This is a genomic window from Bradyrhizobium sp. Leo114 (assembly GCF_055229415.2).
On record NZ_JBUYEN020000018.1, the window covers coordinates 1 to 18342 of the forward strand.

At 58.8% G+C, this 18342-nt stretch carries 23 protein-coding genes and 1 tRNA gene; 17 read left to right on the top strand and 7 right to left on the bottom strand.

The features are described from left to right. Nucleotides 1-501 precede the first annotated feature (501 nt). Nucleotides 502-1257 (bottom strand): hypothetical protein, encoded by a 756-nt coding sequence (locus ACZIRK_RS22140; RefSeq protein WP_130223079.1) that lies wholly within the window; start codon nt 1255-1257, stop codon nt 502-504. A gap of 593 nt (nt 1258-1850) precedes the next feature. On the opposite strand from ACZIRK_RS22140, the gene ACZIRK_RS22145 reads away from it, so the two are divergent. The 15 genes from ACZIRK_RS22145 to ACZIRK_RS22215 all read left to right on the top strand — a co-directional run bounded on the left by ACZIRK_RS22145 (nt 1851) and on the right by ACZIRK_RS22215 (nt 12720). After that, nucleotides 1851-2093, top strand: a complete 243-nt coding sequence (locus ACZIRK_RS22145; protein WP_463328092.1) for a hypothetical protein — start codon at nt 1851-1853, stop codon at nt 2091-2093. Next, entirely contained in the window at nt 2090-3418 is a 1329-nt protein-coding gene (locus tag ACZIRK_RS22150; protein ID WP_463328093.1) for a ParB/RepB/Spo0J family partition protein, read from the top strand. The genes ACZIRK_RS22145 and ACZIRK_RS22150 overlap by 4 nt, the downstream gene beginning before the upstream one ends. 196 nt (nt 3419-3614) lie before the next feature. Then, nucleotides 3615-3935 (top strand): hypothetical protein, encoded by a 321-nt coding sequence (locus ACZIRK_RS22155; protein WP_463328094.1) that lies wholly within the window; start codon nt 3615-3617, stop codon nt 3933-3935. Continuing rightward, the gene (locus tag ACZIRK_RS22160) at nt 3935-4114 is read left to right on the top strand and encodes a hypothetical protein (RefSeq protein WP_463328095.1); all 180 of its coding nucleotides are present in this window, start codon (nt 3935-3937) and stop codon (nt 4112-4114) included. The genes ACZIRK_RS22155 and ACZIRK_RS22160 overlap by 1 nt, the downstream gene beginning before the upstream one ends. Further along, the gene (locus ACZIRK_RS22165) at nt 4111-5403 is read left to right on the top strand and encodes a YfjI family protein (protein WP_463328096.1); all 1293 of its coding nucleotides are present in this window, start codon (nt 4111-4113) and stop codon (nt 5401-5403) included. The genes ACZIRK_RS22160 and ACZIRK_RS22165 overlap by 4 nt, the downstream gene beginning before the upstream one ends. A gap of 211 nt (nt 5404-5614) precedes the next feature. Then, a complete protein-coding gene (locus ACZIRK_RS22170; protein WP_463328097.1) occupies nt 5615-6577 on the top strand; it encodes a bifunctional DNA primase/polymerase in 963 nt (320 codons plus the stop codon). 165 nt (nt 6578-6742) lie between these two features. Beyond that, nucleotides 6743-7072, top strand: a complete 330-nt coding sequence (locus ACZIRK_RS22175) for a P27 family phage terminase small subunit (RefSeq protein WP_463328098.1) — start codon at nt 6743-6745, stop codon at nt 7070-7072. A 337-nt stretch (nt 7073-7409) separates the two neighbouring features. After that, a complete protein-coding gene (locus ACZIRK_RS22180) occupies nt 7410-7634 on the top strand; it encodes a hypothetical protein (protein ID WP_463328099.1) in 225 nt (74 codons plus the stop codon). Nucleotides 7635-7700: 66 nt separating this feature from the next. Then, complete coding sequence (locus ACZIRK_RS22185) at nt 7701-8651, top strand: hypothetical protein (RefSeq protein ID WP_463328100.1); 951 nt, start codon at nt 7701-7703, stop codon at nt 8649-8651. Between the two features lie 39 nt (nt 8652-8690). Beyond that, nucleotides 8691-9326 (top strand): hypothetical protein, encoded by a 636-nt coding sequence (locus tag ACZIRK_RS22190; protein ID WP_463328101.1) that lies wholly within the window; start codon nt 8691-8693, stop codon nt 9324-9326. A gap of 43 nt (nt 9327-9369) precedes the next feature. After that, nucleotides 9370-10056, top strand: coding sequence for a hypothetical protein (locus ACZIRK_RS22195; protein ID WP_463328102.1), 687 nt, complete (start codon nt 9370-9372; stop codon nt 10054-10056). A 1-nt stretch (nt 10057) separates the two neighbouring features. Beyond that, on the top strand, nt 10058-10375 hold the full coding sequence (locus ACZIRK_RS22200) for a hypothetical protein (protein ID WP_463328103.1): 318 nt from the start codon (nt 10058-10060) through the stop codon (nt 10373-10375). 36 nt (nt 10376-10411) lie between these two features. Beyond that, complete coding sequence (locus tag ACZIRK_RS22205) at nt 10412-10666, top strand: hypothetical protein (protein WP_474418525.1); 255 nt, start codon at nt 10412-10414, stop codon at nt 10664-10666. A gap of 144 nt (nt 10667-10810) precedes the next feature. Next, nucleotides 10811-11128 (top strand): hypothetical protein, encoded by a 318-nt coding sequence (locus ACZIRK_RS22210; RefSeq protein WP_463328105.1) that lies wholly within the window; start codon nt 10811-10813, stop codon nt 11126-11128. Nucleotides 11129-11130: 2 nt separating this feature from the next. Next, a complete protein-coding gene (locus ACZIRK_RS22215; protein WP_463328106.1) occupies nt 11131-12720 on the top strand; it encodes a glycine-rich domain-containing protein in 1590 nt (529 codons plus the stop codon). Between the two features lie 21 nt (nt 12721-12741). Here the strand turns inward: ACZIRK_RS22215 and ACZIRK_RS22220 are convergent, their stop codons facing one another. The 3 genes from ACZIRK_RS22220 to ACZIRK_RS22230 form a co-directional block, all read right to left on the bottom strand. Next, on the bottom strand, nt 12742-14715 hold the full coding sequence (locus tag ACZIRK_RS22220) for an acyltransferase family protein (protein ID WP_463328107.1): 1974 nt from the start codon (nt 14713-14715) through the stop codon (nt 12742-12744). Between the two features lie 167 nt (nt 14716-14882). Beyond that, nucleotides 14883-15254, bottom strand: a complete 372-nt coding sequence (locus tag ACZIRK_RS22225) for a hypothetical protein (protein WP_463328108.1) — start codon at nt 15252-15254, stop codon at nt 14883-14885. A 77-nt stretch (nt 15255-15331) separates the two neighbouring features. Further along, the gene (locus ACZIRK_RS22230; protein WP_463328109.1) at nt 15332-15589 is read right to left on the bottom strand and encodes a helix-turn-helix domain-containing protein; all 258 of its coding nucleotides are present in this window, start codon (nt 15587-15589) and stop codon (nt 15332-15334) included. 95 nt (nt 15590-15684) lie between these two features. Here ACZIRK_RS22230 and ACZIRK_RS22235 point away from each other — a divergent pair, with 95 nt between their 5' ends. Further along, a complete protein-coding gene (locus ACZIRK_RS22235; RefSeq protein ID WP_463328110.1) occupies nt 15685-16002 on the top strand; it encodes a hypothetical protein in 318 nt (105 codons plus the stop codon). Between the two features lie 157 nt (nt 16003-16159). Continuing rightward, the gene (locus ACZIRK_RS22240; RefSeq protein WP_463328111.1) at nt 16160-16387 is read left to right on the top strand and encodes a helix-turn-helix transcriptional regulator; all 228 of its coding nucleotides are present in this window, start codon (nt 16160-16162) and stop codon (nt 16385-16387) included. A 24-nt stretch (nt 16388-16411) separates the two neighbouring features. Here the strand turns inward: ACZIRK_RS22240 and ACZIRK_RS22245 are convergent, their stop codons facing one another. The 3 genes from ACZIRK_RS22245 to ACZIRK_RS22255 form a co-directional block, all read right to left on the bottom strand. Continuing rightward, complete coding sequence (locus tag ACZIRK_RS22245; RefSeq protein WP_463328112.1) at nt 16412-17494, bottom strand: site-specific integrase; 1083 nt, start codon at nt 17492-17494, stop codon at nt 16412-16414. Nucleotides 17495-17853: 359 nt separating this feature from the next. Beyond that, nucleotides 17854-17928 (bottom strand) — tRNA-Glu (locus ACZIRK_RS22250). A 53-nt stretch (nt 17929-17981) separates the two neighbouring features. Further along, complete coding sequence (locus tag ACZIRK_RS22255; protein ID WP_130223081.1) at nt 17982-18317, bottom strand: hypothetical protein; 336 nt, start codon at nt 18315-18317, stop codon at nt 17982-17984. Nucleotides 18318-18342: the final 25 nt, after the last annotated feature.

Genomic DNA, 18342 nt, shown 5'->3' on the forward strand with positions numbered 1-18342 from the left:
GGAAACAATCGCGCCGTTGAGCGATGATCCAACCGTCAGCCTTCCGGCTATCGCCAGCTGACCTGCCCGGCTCCGGCCGACGAACGCGGTGCCACGCCGCAGTTACACCACGTCACGGGACACGATCTAGCGATGTCGCAGCCTTCAGGTCACCAAGTACGCTCAAATGCCCCTCGCCCCCACTTTATTGAGAGCTTACAGGCACTCCTTAGCGATCATGCGATTTCGTATTCCGCATTGAACGTGCATAATTCTGCAGTCAGGAAGCATTGGCCTCTGACCTTCGGTCTTATGTTGCGATAGCGCAACAATAAATCTGCCTGTAAGCTCCAATATCTACTTAAACGTGTGAATTGGAAAGGCAAGACCTTTCTATTTTCCTCGAAAAAGATCGATCACGCTACCCTCGGCACGGCGTGGGCAACGCCAGCAAACTCCAATGCAGCGAGAAATGTTTCGTACGATCTTCGCGTCCCGGATGACGGGCAATGGTGCCTAACGTTAGTCGGCAGCGGGTGGTACTGCATCGAGTTTCTCACCCGCCGCTTGACTTCGCTCACGAGCCAAACGGTAGACATCTTCTGACAGGTAGCGGGCGTCTCGTTCGAGATCGCGAAGCAGTTCGACCAGCTCTTCAAATCGCAACTTTGCTTGCCCCTGTGATCCCACGCTCTCTATGCCATCGTCGAGCAGCCAAACTGGCGTAGTACCATCCGGGATTATTCCCCGCTCAATATTGCCATTGAAATGCTTGAGCGCATTGTACGCCGCGTTAAGCCGTTGAGGCGGGGAGCCATCGCCAGATTGGAAAGGCTTTGGGAAATGTGGGTCCATGAGCCTGCCTATGGCCTCGTGCGACATCAGTGCAAGATACGTATTTACAATCGTGCTCTCGAAATGTGAGAGCGCAGCCAGGTAACCTTGCACCATGGCGTTGGAATGCCGAAGGGCTGCGACACACTCCAACATTCGCTCCCGCCCCGCCCGGTAGTCTCGGACAGCATTCGCGAGCCTACGCAGGAACACGATAATGGGTGAGCGCACTTTGTCGGGCACGCCTACCACAAAGACGTTGTTGAGGTAGAATGATGCGTAATAGTTGGAGGGCTCGGGCAGCTCGGGCGCAAGACATGCAGTCAGGTCCGAGCACTTCGGCGCAACGAGCCGGTCCAAAACATAGGGACCCCATTGAGTCGTACCGCCGTCCGCAGAGAGTTGAACGTTCTTGCCTGTCGCAGGCGCAGTATTTTCCGACACGACAGTTTTGTCTCTGCTGAAGGATCACGCCAGCTCTCACGTAGCCGCGCATTGCGGACACTGCAACGCAATCTACGTTGAGCGCGAAAAATTAACAGCATCCTCTCGGCATCCTTTGCTAACACGCGTTCGGTCGCGCGTAGAGTCGACAAAAGGACGAGTGTTTGGTGGTAGTGCGTTTGCCTACGTGCGCGGCCGTTTATTCGACGGAGCGTGGAGGCCTTCACTAAGTATTTGAAATCGCTGGCGCTCCCTAGGGGAATGAAACCAATGAGATTGATGTTATTTCTGCTTACATTTCAATGCGTTATGATTTCAGCTCTCGAACATGTATCTACGCAATGTATCTACGTTTAGTGTGAAAGCTGGGAGCGATTCGGCTGCAGAAATTGGCTTCCCTCGTGACGGACTTGGCGCAATACCTGGACAGAAAATATAAAGACGGGCCAAGGGTTGATTAGGATAACCTTGTCGTCTACATGCGGTCGCACCTGCGGGGCTTCAGCCTCGGCGTGACTGCCATTGAGGGCCTTGGCCCGGCAGGCGCTATCGGTCCCTCGGCTGCAACATGCCCGACCGTTTAATCCCACACCATGCACATCCCAAAAGCGCCTGCGGTCACCGCAGAGCGTCTCGACGCCGCACTCGACCTAATTTCCGAGGTCATGGTTCGGCATAACCGCCCGCAGTTCGCGCCCTACGTCGAACGCCTTGAGCGGGAGATCGCCGCCTTACAGTCGAAGGACGACGTGATGGCGCGTGCGCGGCGTCGACTTGAAGGGCGAAAGGCGGTGCGTGGCGCGAACGACAACCGCTGCAAGCTGGAGGCCGCATGACCACCACCATCACTGAACTGCGCGAGCGGGCCAAGGGGCTGGGCTTCTCCGAGATCGACAAGCACGGTGACGATTATTGGCTCATCGCCAATGAGGGGCGCGTCTGCTGTGAGGGTCTTGATGGCGTGGCAAGCCATCTTGATGTCTTGGAGGCGCGTAAGACGCCAGACTTCGATTCGATGAGCGATGAGGAGCTTTGTGTATGGCGCGACGAAAATGGAAATCATGAACGCATGGGCCTCAAAAACATGAGGCGGGCTGACCGCTTTCTTAGTGATCAAGCGGATCATGTTAGGGCATCGATGCTCTACCCCGTGAAGGGACGCTATCACGATAACTACAGAAACCTTGAGCTTAACGGCCAGATCGTGATCCCGTCCGGCCGCCGACCACTGAGCGAAGAGACGGTCGCGCAGTTGATGACGTCCATTGAGCGCGTCGGAATTCAGAGCCCGCCTGCAGTTCGTATTGTCGATAAGATGGTGATAGACGGCGTCGAGGAGTACGGAGTCCCCGTCCTCATCTATGGTCACCATAGGCTTGAGGCGGCAAAGCGTCTGGGCTGGAGATGGATCACCTGTCTCGTTTTAGACCTCAACGACGTCGATGCCGAGCTTACCGAGATATCCGAGAACCTTCACCGCGCGGAGCTAACCGTCCTTCAGCGAGACGAACAGATTGCCCGCTGGATCGAGTTGACCACCGTCAAGCCGGAGATATCAGACGTCGATGATAAACCTGTGCAACTTGCACATGTTTCCGGAGGGCGCGGAAACAAGGGCGGCATCAGCGAGGCGTCCCGAGATCTTGGCATTGAGCGCACAGACGCTATCCGTGCAGTGAAGGTCGCGTCCCTGTCGCCAGAGGCTAAGGCTGCAGCCGTCGACGCCGGTCTTGATGACAACCGCTCCGCACTGCTGGAGGCAGCGAAGCAAACCGAGCCTGAGAAGCAGGTCGCGGTACTGCGCGAGCGGTTCGAGATGGGTGCAGCCAAGGCCGCCGCCACGGCCAGAAGGGCATTAGACAAGTTAACTGACAGGAGGACCAAACCTGAACCGGTCGACGAGCCCGATCCCGAGACCGACGAAGATGGCTACTATCTGAAAAACGAGCCGGTCGACCAATGGCGCCGCAGCGTCATTGGCGTGGCGCGCCACCAAATCTCAATGCCCGCCTTCTGGTCTAGTGAGTTCCCAGGCCATGAGAAGTTCAAGGCGACTCCGGAGATGGTTCAGCTCGCGCTTGATGCCGCTCTCATGTGGAGCAATCTGGCTGTCGACCTGAAGAAACGTCTTGCCGGCGAAGACCAACAGCAAGCCGCCTGACATTCGCCGCGCAGGCCCGAGAACTTGGAGCCGGTGCCGGCGCCGTATTTCTGGCGCACCCGCAAAAATATTTGCGCATGCCCTTCACCACGCGCTCGCCCCCGGCCTATCTCTCAACATAATTTTTCTTTGCGCAGCTTTTAGTGTGTTGGACTTCAAAGCCGTACTGGTAGTTAGCGATCAACGGAGGCTCTCTATGACTGACATCATTCCCGCAGCGGCGGGTTACTACGCTCTGAAGGCGGTGTGGTGCGATGACGAATATGAGTGCGAGTTCTATCGCGCGCCCATCATCGCGTGGCGCTTGTACGCCGACAGCGACCCTGAGCCAATCTTCCAGAATGACGAAAGTTGGAAAGGGTTGGGTGATCGAGCCATTGAATGCCCTGATGGCACGGTCTTTTGTCGAGAGCGGAACCGCACAGAATACTCCACCGTCGACGCATGGGAGTCGCACTGCATCAAGGTCAACAATTTTCGTCGTCGGAGACTGGCAGAGATGAAGGAGACCGCGTGATGAACTCTTACTATCAGGCCATCTTAGATGCACCGAATCCGACTCCAGAGGAGTGGGATTCGATGACCTTAAATCAGCAGATCATGCACAACATCAAGCTATGCCAGGCCAAGCTTATCTATGGCGTTGAGCAGCGCCGTAAGGAACATGCGCGCATGACGTTGGAGATGCTCGGGTGAAGTACGATAACGATAATCTGAGTGCGCTTGATCCGAACCGCGCTGGCGGTGTCATTGGCGATATCACGACGTGGATCACAGATACTGCGATCATGCCACTGCCTGCGCTTTCAATGATGACGACGCTGGCTACGCTCGCCGGCATGTGTGGATCGAGAATGCTTACGCCGGTCGGCGGTGGCATCAACACATACGTACTGGGAGTCCAAGAGACGGGCGGCGGCAAGGCTCACCCACCGAAAGCGGGCAGGCGTCTTGCCAATAAGGTGAAGCCGGGCAGCTTCAGCGGTGGCGATCCAACCAGTGCAGCGGCGATCGAGCGCATAATCCGTGAAACTGCGGGGAACTCGACATGCCTTCACATGGATGAGTTCGGCATCACGCTCCAGAACATCAACAGCACGAAAGCAGACACCACCGCGACAGGGATCCGCAAGTTTCTCCTGGCGATTTACGATCAGGCCGACAGCACGTTTGACGGCAGGGCATACGCCAGACTTGAACCTGGCAAAAAGAGCGAGCCGATCTATGGACCAGCCTTGTCGCTGATCGCAACGACGACGCCAGACTCCCTCTTCAGGGGATTATCAGAGAGCGTTTTCTCGGAGGGTTTTTTCAATAGGTTTATTATCGTGCCGCCCGCACCGCGTCTGCGACCGGAGGATATTCGCGTCCCTGGACTGGAGCGCAATATAAACCCGAGCCTTGAGTTTATCGATAAGGTGTCGCGCGCAATTGAGTCTCTTCCGAGCGGAAATTTCGCCGGCAAGCAGAACATGCCGCATCAAAAACGCAAAGCCGACATTCTCGGCGGTGAGCACGGTGAAGCAAAGCAGCGCTGGAACGAGATCTTCCGGGAGCAGACGCAACTGCCGGATACGATCTATGGTCGGCTTGCTGAGAACGTGATGAAGCTCGCTACGTTGCGGGCGATTAGCTCCAGTCCTCTTAACCCCGTTGTTCAGATCGACGACATTGAATGGGCGAACAGCATCGTGCGGAACGGTTGCCGTTGGCTGGAGACCGTCTCCAAGACCAAGGTCGCAGAGACCTCACACCACGCGCGCCGAAATGCGATCGTGGATGCGGTGGTTGGCAGGGGCGGCTCCATTTACTTCTCGAAGTTACTGAGCGCCAAGGGCGTCGGGGGCAGCAAGGACAAGGCGGAAGTCTGCAACGATCTGGTCTGGTTGGCTGAAGCAGGCCGCGTCAACATCGAGGGCGGCTTCGGCGAGGATGGCAGGTTCTACGGGACCGGATCGCGCATTTCCGTTCCAAAAGCAGCGTAACGAATTGGAACGGATCGGGCGAAAAGTGCCAAATCCGTTCCAATCGTTCCAATGTGTTCCAACGGTTTTGGAACGACCCGGTGGTGAGAAAGCCTAATGAATACAATAATATATATATTATATATCTCTGTGTTCCAGTGTTCCAGCGTCCTCTAAGACACCTGTCATTTTCGCCCCCAGATCCACCCCTCTATTAGGGAAGATTGGAACGTTGGAACGGATACAGCAGACCTACACATTCGCAGGCCCGCGCCTCGTCGACATGGGCTACAGCGCCATCCCTTGCCGGCCTGGTGACAAGGTGCCCGGCCTATACACTTTCGGCGAATGGCAAAACATGCGCGCGTGGTCGCGATACTGCGACCGACTGCCGTCGCACTATGAAACCAGCATCTGGTCACGTTGGCCAGACGCAGGCGTCTGCGTGGTGCTGGACCACACCGTAAAGGTTATCGACGTCGACACCGACAACGCCGAGATCCGGGCGGCCATTGAATCCACCATCCCACCTTCGTCGGTAAAGAAACGCGGCAAGAAGGGATACAGCGCATTCTTTCGCGGATCCCCCGATATCGCTGCGACGGCTTTCAACATAACCGGAGGCCGGGCCATCGACCTATTGGCCTACGGAAGGCAGACCGTTGTCCCTCCGACGCTACACCCAGAGACTGGCCAGCCGTATATCTGGATCACCGAGGACACCCTAGAAGATACGCCGCCCGAACGTCTGCCCGAGTTACCCGATGACATCGCGGCGCGGCTAGTAGCTGCGCTGCAGCCGTTCGGCTATCAACCACCTCCGGCGCGACAGACGCCCGCCGGTGACGGTTACCATCCCTGGTCGCAGATCAAAGCTCAAGCCCTAGCCAACCTCGGTGCGTGGGTTCCAGATCTCGGTCTTCAGGATCTGCGGCGCTACGCCAACGGGTACCATAGCATTGCCAGCTTTCGGCCCTCGGTGAACAGGCGCGCCAAGCGCGGTCGGGCGCTATCCATCCAGCCCGTTGGCATCTACGACCATTCGGCGGCCTGCGGAATGTCGCCGATAGACCTAGTTAGCGTGTGCTTCGGCATGGCTCCCGGCGAAGCTGTGGTGTGGCTGGAGGATCGGCTGGGTATTGGTACCCCACCGATCGACGTGAGCCGGCTGCTGCGCAAGCACAGGTCGGCGTGACCATGGGGTACGGGGCCGGGTATAGAGAAAGTCTCAATCGTTTCCCTCGGACACCGGAATGCCCAACGTCTTCACGCGCGATTGCTGCCCCGGTTCAACTAGTTGCGATCTATCTGCAACCACACGACGACCTATCAACCACTTCATTTCAGGGGAATTCAATACATGACGCACGTCATTCCAAAACACCTGGCACCCGCCACGCGACGCTGGATTAAGCAAATTCTGGGGGATTTTGACCTCGAAAGCTTCCATTTTCGCCTCTTGGTGAAGGCGGCCGAGGCGTGGGACCGCAGCGAGCAGGCCCGCGAGGCCATCGCAACGGACGGCATCACCGTGCCCGATCGTTACGGCGTCTTGAAGGCGCATCCGGCCATTGCCATCGAGCGCGATAGTCGGCTGGCCTTCGCCAGGTTGCTGCGCGAGCTTGCGTTGGACGCGGTAGCGCCAGATAGCCGTCCTCCGCGCACGGCTGACTATGGGAGCCGCCGCTAATGCCGGTCAGAAAACGACGGGATCGGCGCAAGCAGGTCGCTGGCGACCTAGACGACTGGGAGTGGACCTTTGACATGGGCTGGCCGTGCACCGGGGATCTGCAAGGAATTGTGGAATTGGACGAGAACGGCCAACCACCACGCGATGCCGCAGATGCGGCCTGGCACCGGCTCGGGCGCGAGCACATGGCGAACTGGCACGCTGAGCACCCGAATGGCCCCGGGCGCTGGGGGCCGCCGTGGGCACTCACCGAATTCGGGGAGCCACGCTAATGCCCGCTAGATTGAAACGCGATAGGCGGCGCCGCTCTACGCACGTTACTATCGAGGCGGTTCAGTTGTTCCGGCAAGGCTTCGATATGCTCAAACGCGGCGCGGACAACTACGAGCTGAGGGATATCAAGATCCATCTTGCCGCAGCGCTCGGCCGCAGCAAGTTCGGCCCGTGCCCGCTTGATCGGGAGCCGCAGTCGTTGATCGGTGGTGACCGCGAGCCGGTGGAGGTCGCCCTAGCGCTGCAGGCGCAACTGCTGCGAGCGATAGGCGAGAAGGCGCTGCCGTAAGGCGGGGGCCCTCCAAACTGGCCGCGAAACAATCCCAGAAAAAGTCACGTCACGAACGGAGGGCACATGCCCGCACTGCATCTCGATTTCCGCGAGGCACTATCAACCTGGCAGCCCACACCGGCCAACGACAACGGCCCTACCACCGCCGATAGCTTCACCGACCTCGCTGCGAGGCGTGCCTTTGTGCAGGCCGCCCGACCCAAGCCAGAGCCCGTCCTAAACCTCCCACAGCTTGAGCGCCTCGGCCGGGTTGCGCCTGACGTGGCGCGCCTCTGGAAATACTGGCGGGATCTGCAGTCCGCACCGGCTGCAGACGTGTATGCCGAGCCCGAAATTGTTGTCGACGAGGGCGATGAGCCGGCCAACACCGGATTTTCCACGGCAGAGCAAGACTTGGAGTGCCGCCCAACCGTTGAGGATCTGCAGCGCGCTTGGGAATCCGCGCCAGCAAGGCGGGTCAGCGTTCATTGCACCGTGCGCAACGGCCAGCGCAGCGACGTGCAGCCTGTGATCGATCCGATTGTCTATCGCAATGGCGATACCGCCAGGATTGGGCCGCTGGTGTTCCGCAGGGGCCGCCTGGTTCGCTGGGGGCACACGAGCAGGGGCGTTCCGCTAGAGCCGGTGGAGCGATTGCGGGCCGAGAAGGGCAGCCGGAAGAAGCCCCCGGCGCGTGATCTGCGCCGACTGGTACGCACCTCCGCGCCGTTTGCCCGGAATGCGGGCTTCCTCGCCGGCATCACTCACTCAACCGGCAGATCAGGAGCGCCATTGGAGTGCTTCGCTGAGGCCGAGCAGTCGCGGAAAGAAGAGCAGGGCCAACTGCGCCAGGCGCTTGGTGCGCATGCTGATATCTTGGATATGGCGATCGGCGACGCAACCGCGCGCGAGATCGGCGAGAGCAGCGGCTATCGCGGCAAGCACGCTGAGAGGCGAGGCATCTTTCTGATCAACGAGGCGTTCGCGGCACTGCGAGCGCTGGTTGGTGAAAATATTTTGCCGAAGGCGGCATAAGCGGTCCCTAAACTTGGCCGCCAATACGTATCTCATCAGATGGCAACGAAAGTTGTTGTCGACATGAGTGCGCAACTCGCGTCGGTTTTGGCCGGCGCCCCCATTTTTGCCGTTCAGATAATCCTTTCCAAAAACATAGGTGAGATCATGATCCGCTCTGAAGCGATCGAGGCGCTTTCGCGGCGTCTCGGTCTTAATCCTGGCCGGGCGAGCGCTCTTGCGCAACGGGCCGCGGAAGCTGGCGCGCTCCCCAAAGCTCGGGGAAGGTGCGTTCCGGATCTCGGTCCAGTGGATTTGGCGAGGCTGTTCTTGGTCGTTGTGGCCGACCGTGGCCTTGGTCATGCTGCTGCTACCGTCACCGAATTCGAAGCGCTGGCAACTGAATCCGGAATCGAGTTCGGCGGCGTGCTCCGAAACATCATTGAGGGTCTTGTTGAGCCGGCCGCATACGCGCGGGGCGGATTGATTTTCAGACTTGTGCAGCCTGGCGCAACGCTGATCGTCAACGACGTACGACTGCACTTCGGGGCCGCCGTGCCTGAAGATGCTGCAACGAAGTCTGTCACCATTCCAGGTGCTACATTGGCCGCTATCGCCTACGAATTCCGCGGATTTACATCCGCAGAAGCAGACGCCGAAATTCACCGCTTGCTTGGCGTTCGTCACGCGGCATAGCCGCTAATCCCGCGCCGGTGGCGCACACTTGGAGTTATCATACTTGGACAATATCGAAACCATTCGCGCGATCTCGCCACGATATGCCGATCTGCTTCTGAAAGATCGCGAACTTGCGGCGCAACTAGACGAACTGTCGCAGCGCGGCCGAGCGCTGACACAGGAAAAGCACAAGAATGGCGTTCCGACATGGAGCGGCGATGCTCCGAGGCCGAAAGCGCAACCAGTCCGTCGGCACGAGGGCGCAGAGAAGCTACTTGGCGCATTACTGCCTGAGCAGCCGCCAGAAGAGCTTAACCCGCCTCCGTTGCCAGAGGTTTGGAGTGGCGCCGCCGAGATGCGCGAGGTGAGTGCGCAGGTAGAAGCTCTTACCGAAGCGCGCAAATTGCTGTCGATAGAGATCGAAAAGGAGCGTGCCACCTACAGCAAACTGGCCACCGAACAGCGGCGAAAAGACTACGCAGTCGTCGCTAGCAAGGTTGTGGCTGCCGCCAAGAGCCTCGGCGCCGCGCTGCAAGCGCATCATGAGTTCCTAGACGGCATGCGCGTCGATGGCGTCGAGCGAAAACACCTCCGACCGCTAACGCTGAGGGCGTTCGGCGAACTTCACGAGCAGCAGACACCTTTGTTGTGGCTGATTGAAGATGCGATCACAAAGGGCCACGCTAGTGAGAAAGATCGCCCGGATTGGCGAATGCCGGCGCCGTTGGATATCGTGGAGAATTACTAAAATGACTAAGAAAACGAAAACCAGCGCCACGCTGGATAAGGCCGAGGTTCTGTTGAAAGACCTTGAATCCGCCTCTCGCGGCCGACGTCTCGCGAGGGCCGAAGCTGAGATCCGCGATGCCGCGAGGCCGAAGAATCGCGCGCAGCGTAGCGCAGCACTGAAGCGTGCTGAGGCTGAAATTGCCGGACCGGAGAAGCATGATCCGCGTTGTGTCTTTTACGATATGAAGCCAGCTAAGCATCGCGAACCCGAGAAGCCGAGCGCTCTAGCTGCAGTTGCGCGGTTTCTGCGCAATGAGTTCGCGGCACGGCGGAGATAACGTCGCGTCGGTGTTCCTTTCGGCCGGCGTGACAAGGTGGACACCGTAGGGGAACGCGGTGTCCACCACCAACATACTGAGATTTTAGAAATGAAATTTGGAACGCTTCAGCGCATCGTCGCTGACGATGGCATTGGCCGGCTATGGCTTGTCGCCATCGATGGCACTGCACACTCGATCACGCGCAAGGCGCTGCGCGAGGCGGGCACAGTTCACCCGGCGGTCGGCGATGCATTTGAATTCATCGATACCGAGGCTGGTGCCGTGCAGCTACGAAAGATTGTCGCGTGATTCCGGTCCCGAACTATGAAGCGGAATTCGCCGTGCACGACGGCTCCGGACGCAAGGCTTGGCGTGCCTGCACTGTGGTTGGCGTTTCAGTAGGCGACGCGTTTAACCATCAGTTCGTGGTGATCATCCGCGGTCCAACCGAATATGTCGACACTGTTGACGAAGTTCGGCGGCGGCTACCGTCAGCCGAGCCGTTTGCGTAGGCAGCGCGGCGATAAACTGTCGCAAGTTGCGACAGTTTGGCTGGGCCATGTACGCGCAGCGCTGATCTCACCTATTCCACCAATCAGGAATCCAATGACCACCCAACATCAAGATGTGCGCGATGGCGCACGCCAACAGACGCTTTCATTCCGTGAAGCGAAAGCGCGGCTTGCGGCCGTGATCGCCGAAGCGAAAGAAGACGACGAGAAGCGGAAAATGTATTTTGGAACGTTTGAGACGAGCCAGGGGGATCTTTAAAGTTGACCGCAATCAATAGCTACAGCACTGGCACAATCTCAGTCGCGAACGGTGATACCGTCATTATCGGCAACAGCACGATCTGGTCAGGCGTCAACGCGCGGCCGGGCGACAGGATTATTGTCGACGGTTTGCCGGACTTGGCGATCAAGGACGTTATCGATACGAACCATCTCTCGCTCTGGGCACCGTGGACCGGCGGCGACAAGAGCGGCGTCGGGTACACCATCATTCAGGAATCGTCGCTGCGCTTTGCCGGCTCTACCGCCATGGCCGACGTCTCAAAAATGGTTGCGGCGCTGAACACGGATGGTTTCTACGTTTTCGTTGCCCCGGATCTCACCGAACCGGATCCTTCGCTTGGCGAAGAGGACCAATTCGCCTTGCAGGTCTCAACCGGCAAGCTTTGGCTCAAGACCGGCGGCGTGTGGGTGTTTCAGGGCATCTACAAGGGATTCAAGATTACTGGCCCGTGGAGCGGTGCGACGGCCTATGCGGTCGGAGACGTCGTTTCGTTGGCGGGATCGTCCTATGTGGCGCTCGCACCGAGCACGAACCAGACGCCACCGAATGCGACGTATTGGCAGGTACTCGCGGCGAAGGGTGATACGGGCAGCACTGGACCGGCGGCTTGGACTGCGCCGGCAGCATGGGTAACGGGCACCGCGTACGCCGCAGGACCGCCGGCAAGCGCCGTCGTGCAAGCTGGCGAAACCTACGTCTGCTTGGTGTCGCATACATCTGGGACGTTCGCGACTGATCTTGCCGCCGGCAAATGGATCAAGGTGGCGCAGAAGGGTACCGGCGATCTTCTGTCGACGAACAATCTATCAGACCTAGTCAACAAAGACACCGCACTGGGAAATCTAAGAGGACTGAGTTACGGCGTTGCTCAGTCGCTCACCCCTACGCAGCAGAACCAACTCGGCGATAACGGCGGACTTGTTCGGGCCGTCAAGGTTCAGAAGTTCACGGCCAATGGCACCTATACGCCAAGCGCCGGGATGCTTTATTGCATCATCGAATGCTGGGGCGGCGGCGGCGGAGGTGGTGGTGTCTTAGGACAAGCCGGAGTTATTGGGTCGTCTGGCGGCGGTGGCGCAGGCAGCAAGTCAATCAAATTCGCGACGGCTGCTGATATCGGCGCATCAAAGGCAGTCACGATAGGCGCAGGCGGCAACGGAGGTGTCAATGCGGCCGTTGGTTCACCGGGCGGCGATACTTCTTTGGGTTCGCTATGCATAGGAAAGGGCGGCTCTGGCGGTGGATACATCAGCGGAGCATCGTCGCTGGGCCTTGGCGGCGCGGGAGGCGTTACTGGCACGGGCGACATCACCGGCACGGGCGAACCTGGCGGAACGGGCGTGTATCTCACCGGTACGGTGGCCTACATCGCCACCGGTAAGGGCGGATCGACTGAAATAGGCGGCGGCGGCCTCGCTAATTCGGCGACTTCGTTTGCCGGCGGTGGCGCGGGAACAGGTTTTGGATCTGGCGGCGGCGGCGGCAGCGTTGTGAACAGTGGTGCCGGCGTCGGCGGTGGAAATGGTGCTCCGGGCTTCGCGCTCATTACGGAGTTTTGCTCGAAGTAGAGTTTGTCGCAAAACAGCAGGCTAAGGGGCAATCATCTCCGCAAGGCTTGCTGTTAGCCCGATGAGATTGGCGAATCCTAGTTTAGTTGCACTGCTCAGATTGCGGCGAATGTGAGTGCCGTCTCTATACAGGTACTCACCGTCTATTGTTGAGAGACAATACTCGCCCTTGCACATGGCGCGACCCGGAAGGATCACATCAACATCGCTTCTCGTTTTAGCGATACTCTCCAGGGCTTGATACATCCTGCCTTGAAAGGCGAGGAAATCCGAAGCTTTGACCTGCTTGCCGCCTGCATCGCAGGATCTGCGCCACAAAGGCGTAACCGCAGAGAGCGCACAGGGAATGGGGTCGTGATGAAATTGAGGCACGTCGGCGATGATAACAAACTTACGGTGTGGCGCTTGGGCCTTTTCAATTAGAGACTTGAGACCCAGCGCCACTAGTTCGTATTCATCTGTCGACGTAGGGTAAAATCCGTCCTGCTCTATCGCGTGACTCAGGTACGTCCAGGAGGCCGCAAAGACAACTAGGTCAATGTCTTTGTTCTGTTGGAGATAGTTGATCGCGTTCTCTCGTAGATTCGTGCAGTGTGCGCGATAGCTTTTGGCCCAACGATATCCGGGAAATGGCCGGAATACATGCTCGCCCAACGCGGCAGGGCAGTCCACATATAAGGTGAAGGCGATTTTATCATCCGATGCTGCCTCTAGGATCGGGGCAATATGCTCGGCGTGACTATCGCCCCAGAGGAAAGCCTTGTGATGGGCGGTTTCCCAAGCAGGGCCAAACCGGCAGGAATCGAAAGTCATCCATGGAAATCGGAGGAAGCCACGCCCGCATGGCCAGTTCCACATCTCGTCGAGGCTTCGCATTGCATAAGCGGTTGGTGGGATTCGGTCCGGAATCCCGTCATCGCTGTGCACGAACATCGCCGCGCAGAGCAAAGCTAGTGAGGCGCCGAGACCGGCCCATACATTATACGAGGCTGGGAAGCGTGCCATTCGGAATGGACGTTCGACGAACCGATAGGAGAGGACGGCCAGAACAGCGGACACTGCTGCAAGTGCCAAGGCTTCGAGGATTCTCGGCTGGCCGTTGTTGATATAGATACGGAAGAATACCCAGACCGGCCAATGCCAGAGATAGAGGCTGTAGGAGATCAGGCCGATCGGTGCGAGCTTGCCTAGCCATCGCGAAGGTGCGCTGTCACTTTCGCACGGCCAGATCACGAGTGCCGCGCCGACACAGGGATAGAGAGCCGCGGTATATGGGAAATCGGTGGCGTCAATTCGGACGAAGCCATATCCAATGAGCGCCAATCCAGCGACCCTCGCCATAGGACAGAGAAAGCGAGGAATAGCTGGCAGTAGTACAAGGAGCGCGCCCAGCGCCAGTTCCCAGGCGCGTGGAGGGGCCATGTAGAATGCACCCTTTTCGTCAACCGTAAAGTAGACAAGGCTGGCGCCGAAAATAGCTATCGTGACGACAGCCGTAATGGCTGCGGCATCCGCGCGTTTTCTCGCGGCGGTGACGATGAGGAGCAAGAGGGCCGGCCATACAAGGTAGAACTGCTCCTCAACAGCGAGCGACCATGTATGCAGCATTGGCATCAGGTCGGCAGCCTGATCGAAATAGCCAGTGTGATTTAGAAAGTAGAAGTTGGATCCACCGAAGGCCGCTGCAGCGGCGCTTGCCGCCAGCGCCTGGTAGTCTCCTGGCATCAGCAGAAATTTGCCAGTGAACAGCGTGACACCCAACATTACGAGTAGCGCCGGCAAAATACGTCGAACGCGACGGTCATAGAATCCGAGCAGCGAGAACTTTCCCGCTTGTATTTCGGCGACGAGTATCTGGGTGATCAGAAAGCCGGAAATGACAAAGAAGACGTCGACGCCGGTAAATCCGCCGCGCACAGGCGCACCGTAATGGAAAGCCATGACCGACAGCACTGCGATTGCCCGCAGGCCATCAACATCCGCACGGTATTTCAAGATTGATTGCCCGCCCCATTCCATTTTGCGGGCGAACGCTAGCCCGACACAACCACCCCGAGCAAGCGCAAGAAGTGGCACTAAAGCCACAGTTGCCGGCTTTTCCCGCCCTCAATGCCCGCTACCGAACAAACGCATGTGGCCGGGGGAGGAGAGGTTCATCGGGATCAAACCAGCCCCCAACGCTTCTCTAGCTTGCCGATTACCTCGATCAGCTCACGCCTTGGAAAGTCCCCACCGATGTATACGGTATCTCCGCTCATCTTTTTCAGCAGATCTGGTGAGAGGTGAGGCGCTAAGCTGGCAAAGACGGGAGTGGCCATGATCTGAGCGGCAAGCGGATCTATCCATGCCGTTTTTGGCGGCATCATCGGCAGCAGTTCGTTGCGCCACAAGGCTATATGATCCTTGCGTTGTTGAAGGCGCAATTTTCTCTTCTCAACTCCCCATGTGGCCATGATGGTAGTGAAGCCGCCCGCGGCACCCAGAAGAGGCGGTAAGACGAACCTGGTTAGCGCATCCCAAAGCGAAGTTTCCATCTGTGCAGCCCCCTTCGATCGACGGATATCCCGATATACCGGCGCGCCGAAGCGCCCCCAAAGGAAGGGGTAGGCAGCTAAGCCTTCTTAGCGAGCCGAACGCCAGGCCCACCGTCGATCGACTGGCCATTGTCGATGAGGATGACACCGGCAGCCTCGAATGCGGCGCGGATGGCGGCGAGATTGTTGGGGCCAGGGAGTCGGCGCCCTTTCTCAAAGTCGCGCACTGTACTTTCGCTCAGGTTTGAGAGCGAAGCGAGATGTCCCTGACTCCAGTCCAGCAGTCCGCGTGCAGCTCTGGATTGGGCCGGCGTTATGGCGGTTCCGTTGTTCATAGAAAATCGTGTACCATAAACGAAAATCGTTGACACCACCTAAGATTCGCGGTTTTCTATTATGGTAAACGCTTTTCGTTGAACCGGAGACACCCATGCGACAGGCTGCCTCGATGCTAACTACCGAATCCGACCGCCCGACCGTTTCCCAGCTTTTGTATACCCACCGCAAAACCACCGACCTCGCGCGCGGCCCGCTGCCGCCTCGCGTTGTCGACGACTTGCGCGGCACAGCGTACGGGATCCAAAAGGAAATCGTTAATACGCCCGCCGCCGACTGGGCGGAGTTCGGCGCGAAGGTGCGGCTGCTGCTGGACGAGCTGACCGACCCGACCGAAGGCTGGCTGGACGCAATCCGCGAAAGCGTGCGGGTCGACATCGAGCGGTTGGAGGCGACAGAGGCGGCGGCGTAGCAGCGCTAGAAGGCGCAGACAGCGGACTGTATAATCCATGGGGTTGGAAACGGCCGCAGCTCGCTCTGGAAACGGGGCGGGCTGTTCTACTTTTAGCATATGCTCTTGGTGACCGATTCGGTCGGCATCAGTGGGCTGGGGCAGCCAGGAGCATGAGATGGAAACACATGACGCCAACGCGCCCAACAGCCCCCGCAAGATGCTCGGCATGCATCAGGTACTGGCGATCGTTCCATTTAGTCGGTCGACGCTCTACAAGGAAATGGATGCCGGCCGCTTCCCTAAGGCTCGCGAGATCGCACCGCGGCGTATCGCTTGGTACGAAGACGACGTTAAAGCGTGGCAGGAAGGCTTGCGGATAAGTCTGGCTGCGCCGCAGGCGTGAGGCTGCGCCTCGCTCGTTGGGGTGTTACCCTGGCGTCAGAGCAATCGCCTGCAGGTACTTCGCCTTAAGCTGCAGCCCGTAGCCATCGCCGTACTTCGGTTTGCCCGTGGCGTGACCGACTATCTCGTCTATCATCTCTTCCGGGCACTCCACGGCCTTGAGGCGATCCTTCATGCTGTGCCTGAAACTGTAATTGCCGTACTTCTTCGGCTTTCCATCGGCATCGGTCGGCGGCAGCAACTTGTTCTTCTTGAGGTGCTTCATGATCGCGGCGCTGAGCTTGTCGCCGTTGTCGTGATAGCGCGGGAAGCCTGCCGGGTGGCGCTTCATCGCCTCCAGCGCCATGCCGACGAGCGGAACGTCGCGTTCGCTGTGCCCGGTCTTGAGCAGCCTGTCCTCGGCCTCAACACGGATGAATGGAATCTCGGCATCGAGCCTGATCCGTCTCTTGCTGAGGTTCACAATCTCGCTTGGCCGGGCGCCGGTCTCTAGGCAGACGTACACAACGTCACGGGCTTCAATGTTGAGGCTATCCAACGCTCCCGGCGCCAAGATGACGTTGCGGATGTGCTCGACCGTGAAGGGCGAGCGATTGCCATCCCTGCCGCCGGCTAGGCGCGTCTCGGTGAAGATGGATGGATCGAGCCCGAGCCGTAGACGCTTGTTGACGGCGCGCACCATGCCGGTGATGTGCGAGATAGCCTTGTTCGCCGTGCCGGGGTTGATCTCGCCAGCGATAACGCGGGCTTCCCAATGGTCGGCATATCCGGTGAAGTCGTCTCGCCGAAGGTCGGCAATCGCCTTATCCTTTCTCACCGCTATGAACTTGTCGGCCGCAGCCTGTTTTCCGTTGCGCCACTTGCGGAGTTGATTGCGCGACATTTTCGATATCTGCGTCTGCTGCGTTTTCTCGAACTCAGTCACAAGATCGCTCAGCATCACGCGCGGTTTCTCAACGCCTCCGAGCACGGCGTCCACGGTGGCGACGTCAGCCGCGCGATTGCCAACCCTCAAGGTCTCGATGCGGGCTAGCAACTCTTCAATCTTTCTTTGGGCGGCCTCGACCGGTGGCAAGTAATCAACCCCGTGCGAGCGGGCGATTGCCACGGCGTCCAGCCAGCGCTGCTTGTCGTCGGGCGCGCCGGATGCAAGGCTGCGCCACCGCGCCTCCTGTTGTTCGTTGATCTGGACCGCCTTGCGCGCGGCCTTGCTGCCCTTGGGATCGGCCGCGACCGCTATCTTGGTGCTGACCGTGACGAACTTGCTCTTGCCGCCGAGCCCGGCGAACGCCTTTGGGACTCTGCGATGGTACTGCCAATGGCCGTTCCGCTGGATCAGGTAGTCCGGCATCTCCGCACCTCGTGTATCTACGTCATGTATCGACGTTTAGATAGGGGGATGGAGCCGAAAATGTCAAGTTTTGCGCTTAAATAGCTGATTTTGCGGAGGTTTTTAGTTGCGCCAAATGGCGCTCCCTAGGGGAATCGAACCCCTGTTTCAGCCTTGAGAGGGCCGCGTCCTAACCGCTAGACGAAGGGAGCGTTGCGGTCTCAGGCAATAGCCTCGAAAACCGAAAACTGCAAGCGAGCTCGGCTCAGGGTTCGCTGACGAAGCGGAGTTTTCCTGCGGGTTTCAGCGTTTTTGCGTCGAACGTGCGGATTTCGGTGGCCCCGCCTATATCGAGGGTCACCACCAGGCGGTCGCCGGCGATGCCGGTGGAGACGATGCGGGCGCCCTTCGGCAGGGTGGCCGTGATGTCGGTCGTGGCGGCAGGGCTTCCCTCCCCGCGGTAAAAGCGATACCCGACGGCGATGAGGACCACGGCCACCGCCAGCGCCGAGGTCAGGCCCGCGATCAGCATCATCCGCCGCACCCGCGCGATCAGGGCGGCCTGCTCTTGGGTCGGTTCAGGGATCGTTGCGTCGGTCATGGGCGGCTCTTTAAACATGATCTGC

Bases quoted from the DNA above. Each gene is read 5' to 3' on its own strand.
- ACZIRK_RS22145 (WP_463328092.1), top strand. From the start codon at position 1,851: ATGCACATCCCAAAAGCGCCTGCGGTCACCGCAGAGCGTCTCGACGCC.
- ACZIRK_RS22150 (WP_463328093.1), top strand. From the start codon at position 2,090: ATGACCACCACCATCACTGAACTGCGCGAGCGGGCCAAGGGGCTGGGC.
- ACZIRK_RS22155 (WP_463328094.1), top strand. From the start codon at position 3,615: ATGACTGACATCATTCCCGCAGCGGCGGGTTACTACGCTCTGAAGGCG.
- ACZIRK_RS22160 (WP_463328095.1), top strand. From the start codon at position 3,935: ATGAACTCTTACTATCAGGCCATCTTAGATGCACCGAATCCGACTCCA.
- ACZIRK_RS22175 (WP_463328098.1), top strand. From the start codon at position 6,743: ATGACGCACGTCATTCCAAAACACCTGGCACCCGCCACGCGACGCTGG.
- ACZIRK_RS22185 (WP_463328100.1), top strand. From the start codon at position 7,701: ATGCCCGCACTGCATCTCGATTTCCGCGAGGCACTATCAACCTGGCAG.
- ACZIRK_RS22190 (WP_463328101.1), top strand. From the start codon at position 8,691: ATGGCAACGAAAGTTGTTGTCGACATGAGTGCGCAACTCGCGTCGGTT.
- ACZIRK_RS22200 (WP_463328103.1), top strand. From the start codon at position 10,058: ATGACTAAGAAAACGAAAACCAGCGCCACGCTGGATAAGGCCGAGGTT.
- ACZIRK_RS22210 (WP_463328105.1), top strand. From the start codon at position 10,811: ATGTCGACACTGTTGACGAAGTTCGGCGGCGGCTACCGTCAGCCGAGC.
- ACZIRK_RS22225 (WP_463328108.1), bottom strand. From the start codon at position 15,254: ATGGAAACTTCGCTTTGGGATGCGCTAACCAGGTTCGTCTTACCGCCT.
- ACZIRK_RS22230 (WP_463328109.1), bottom strand. From the start codon at position 15,589: ATGAACAACGGAACCGCCATAACGCCGGCCCAATCCAGAGCTGCACGC.
- ACZIRK_RS22235 (WP_463328110.1), top strand. From the start codon at position 15,685: ATGCGACAGGCTGCCTCGATGCTAACTACCGAATCCGACCGCCCGACC.
- ACZIRK_RS22240 (WP_463328111.1), top strand. From the start codon at position 16,160: ATGGAAACACATGACGCCAACGCGCCCAACAGCCCCCGCAAGATGCTC.
- ACZIRK_RS22255 (WP_130223081.1), bottom strand. From the start codon at position 18,317: ATGACCGACGCAACGATCCCTGAACCGACCCAAGAGCAGGCCGCCCTG.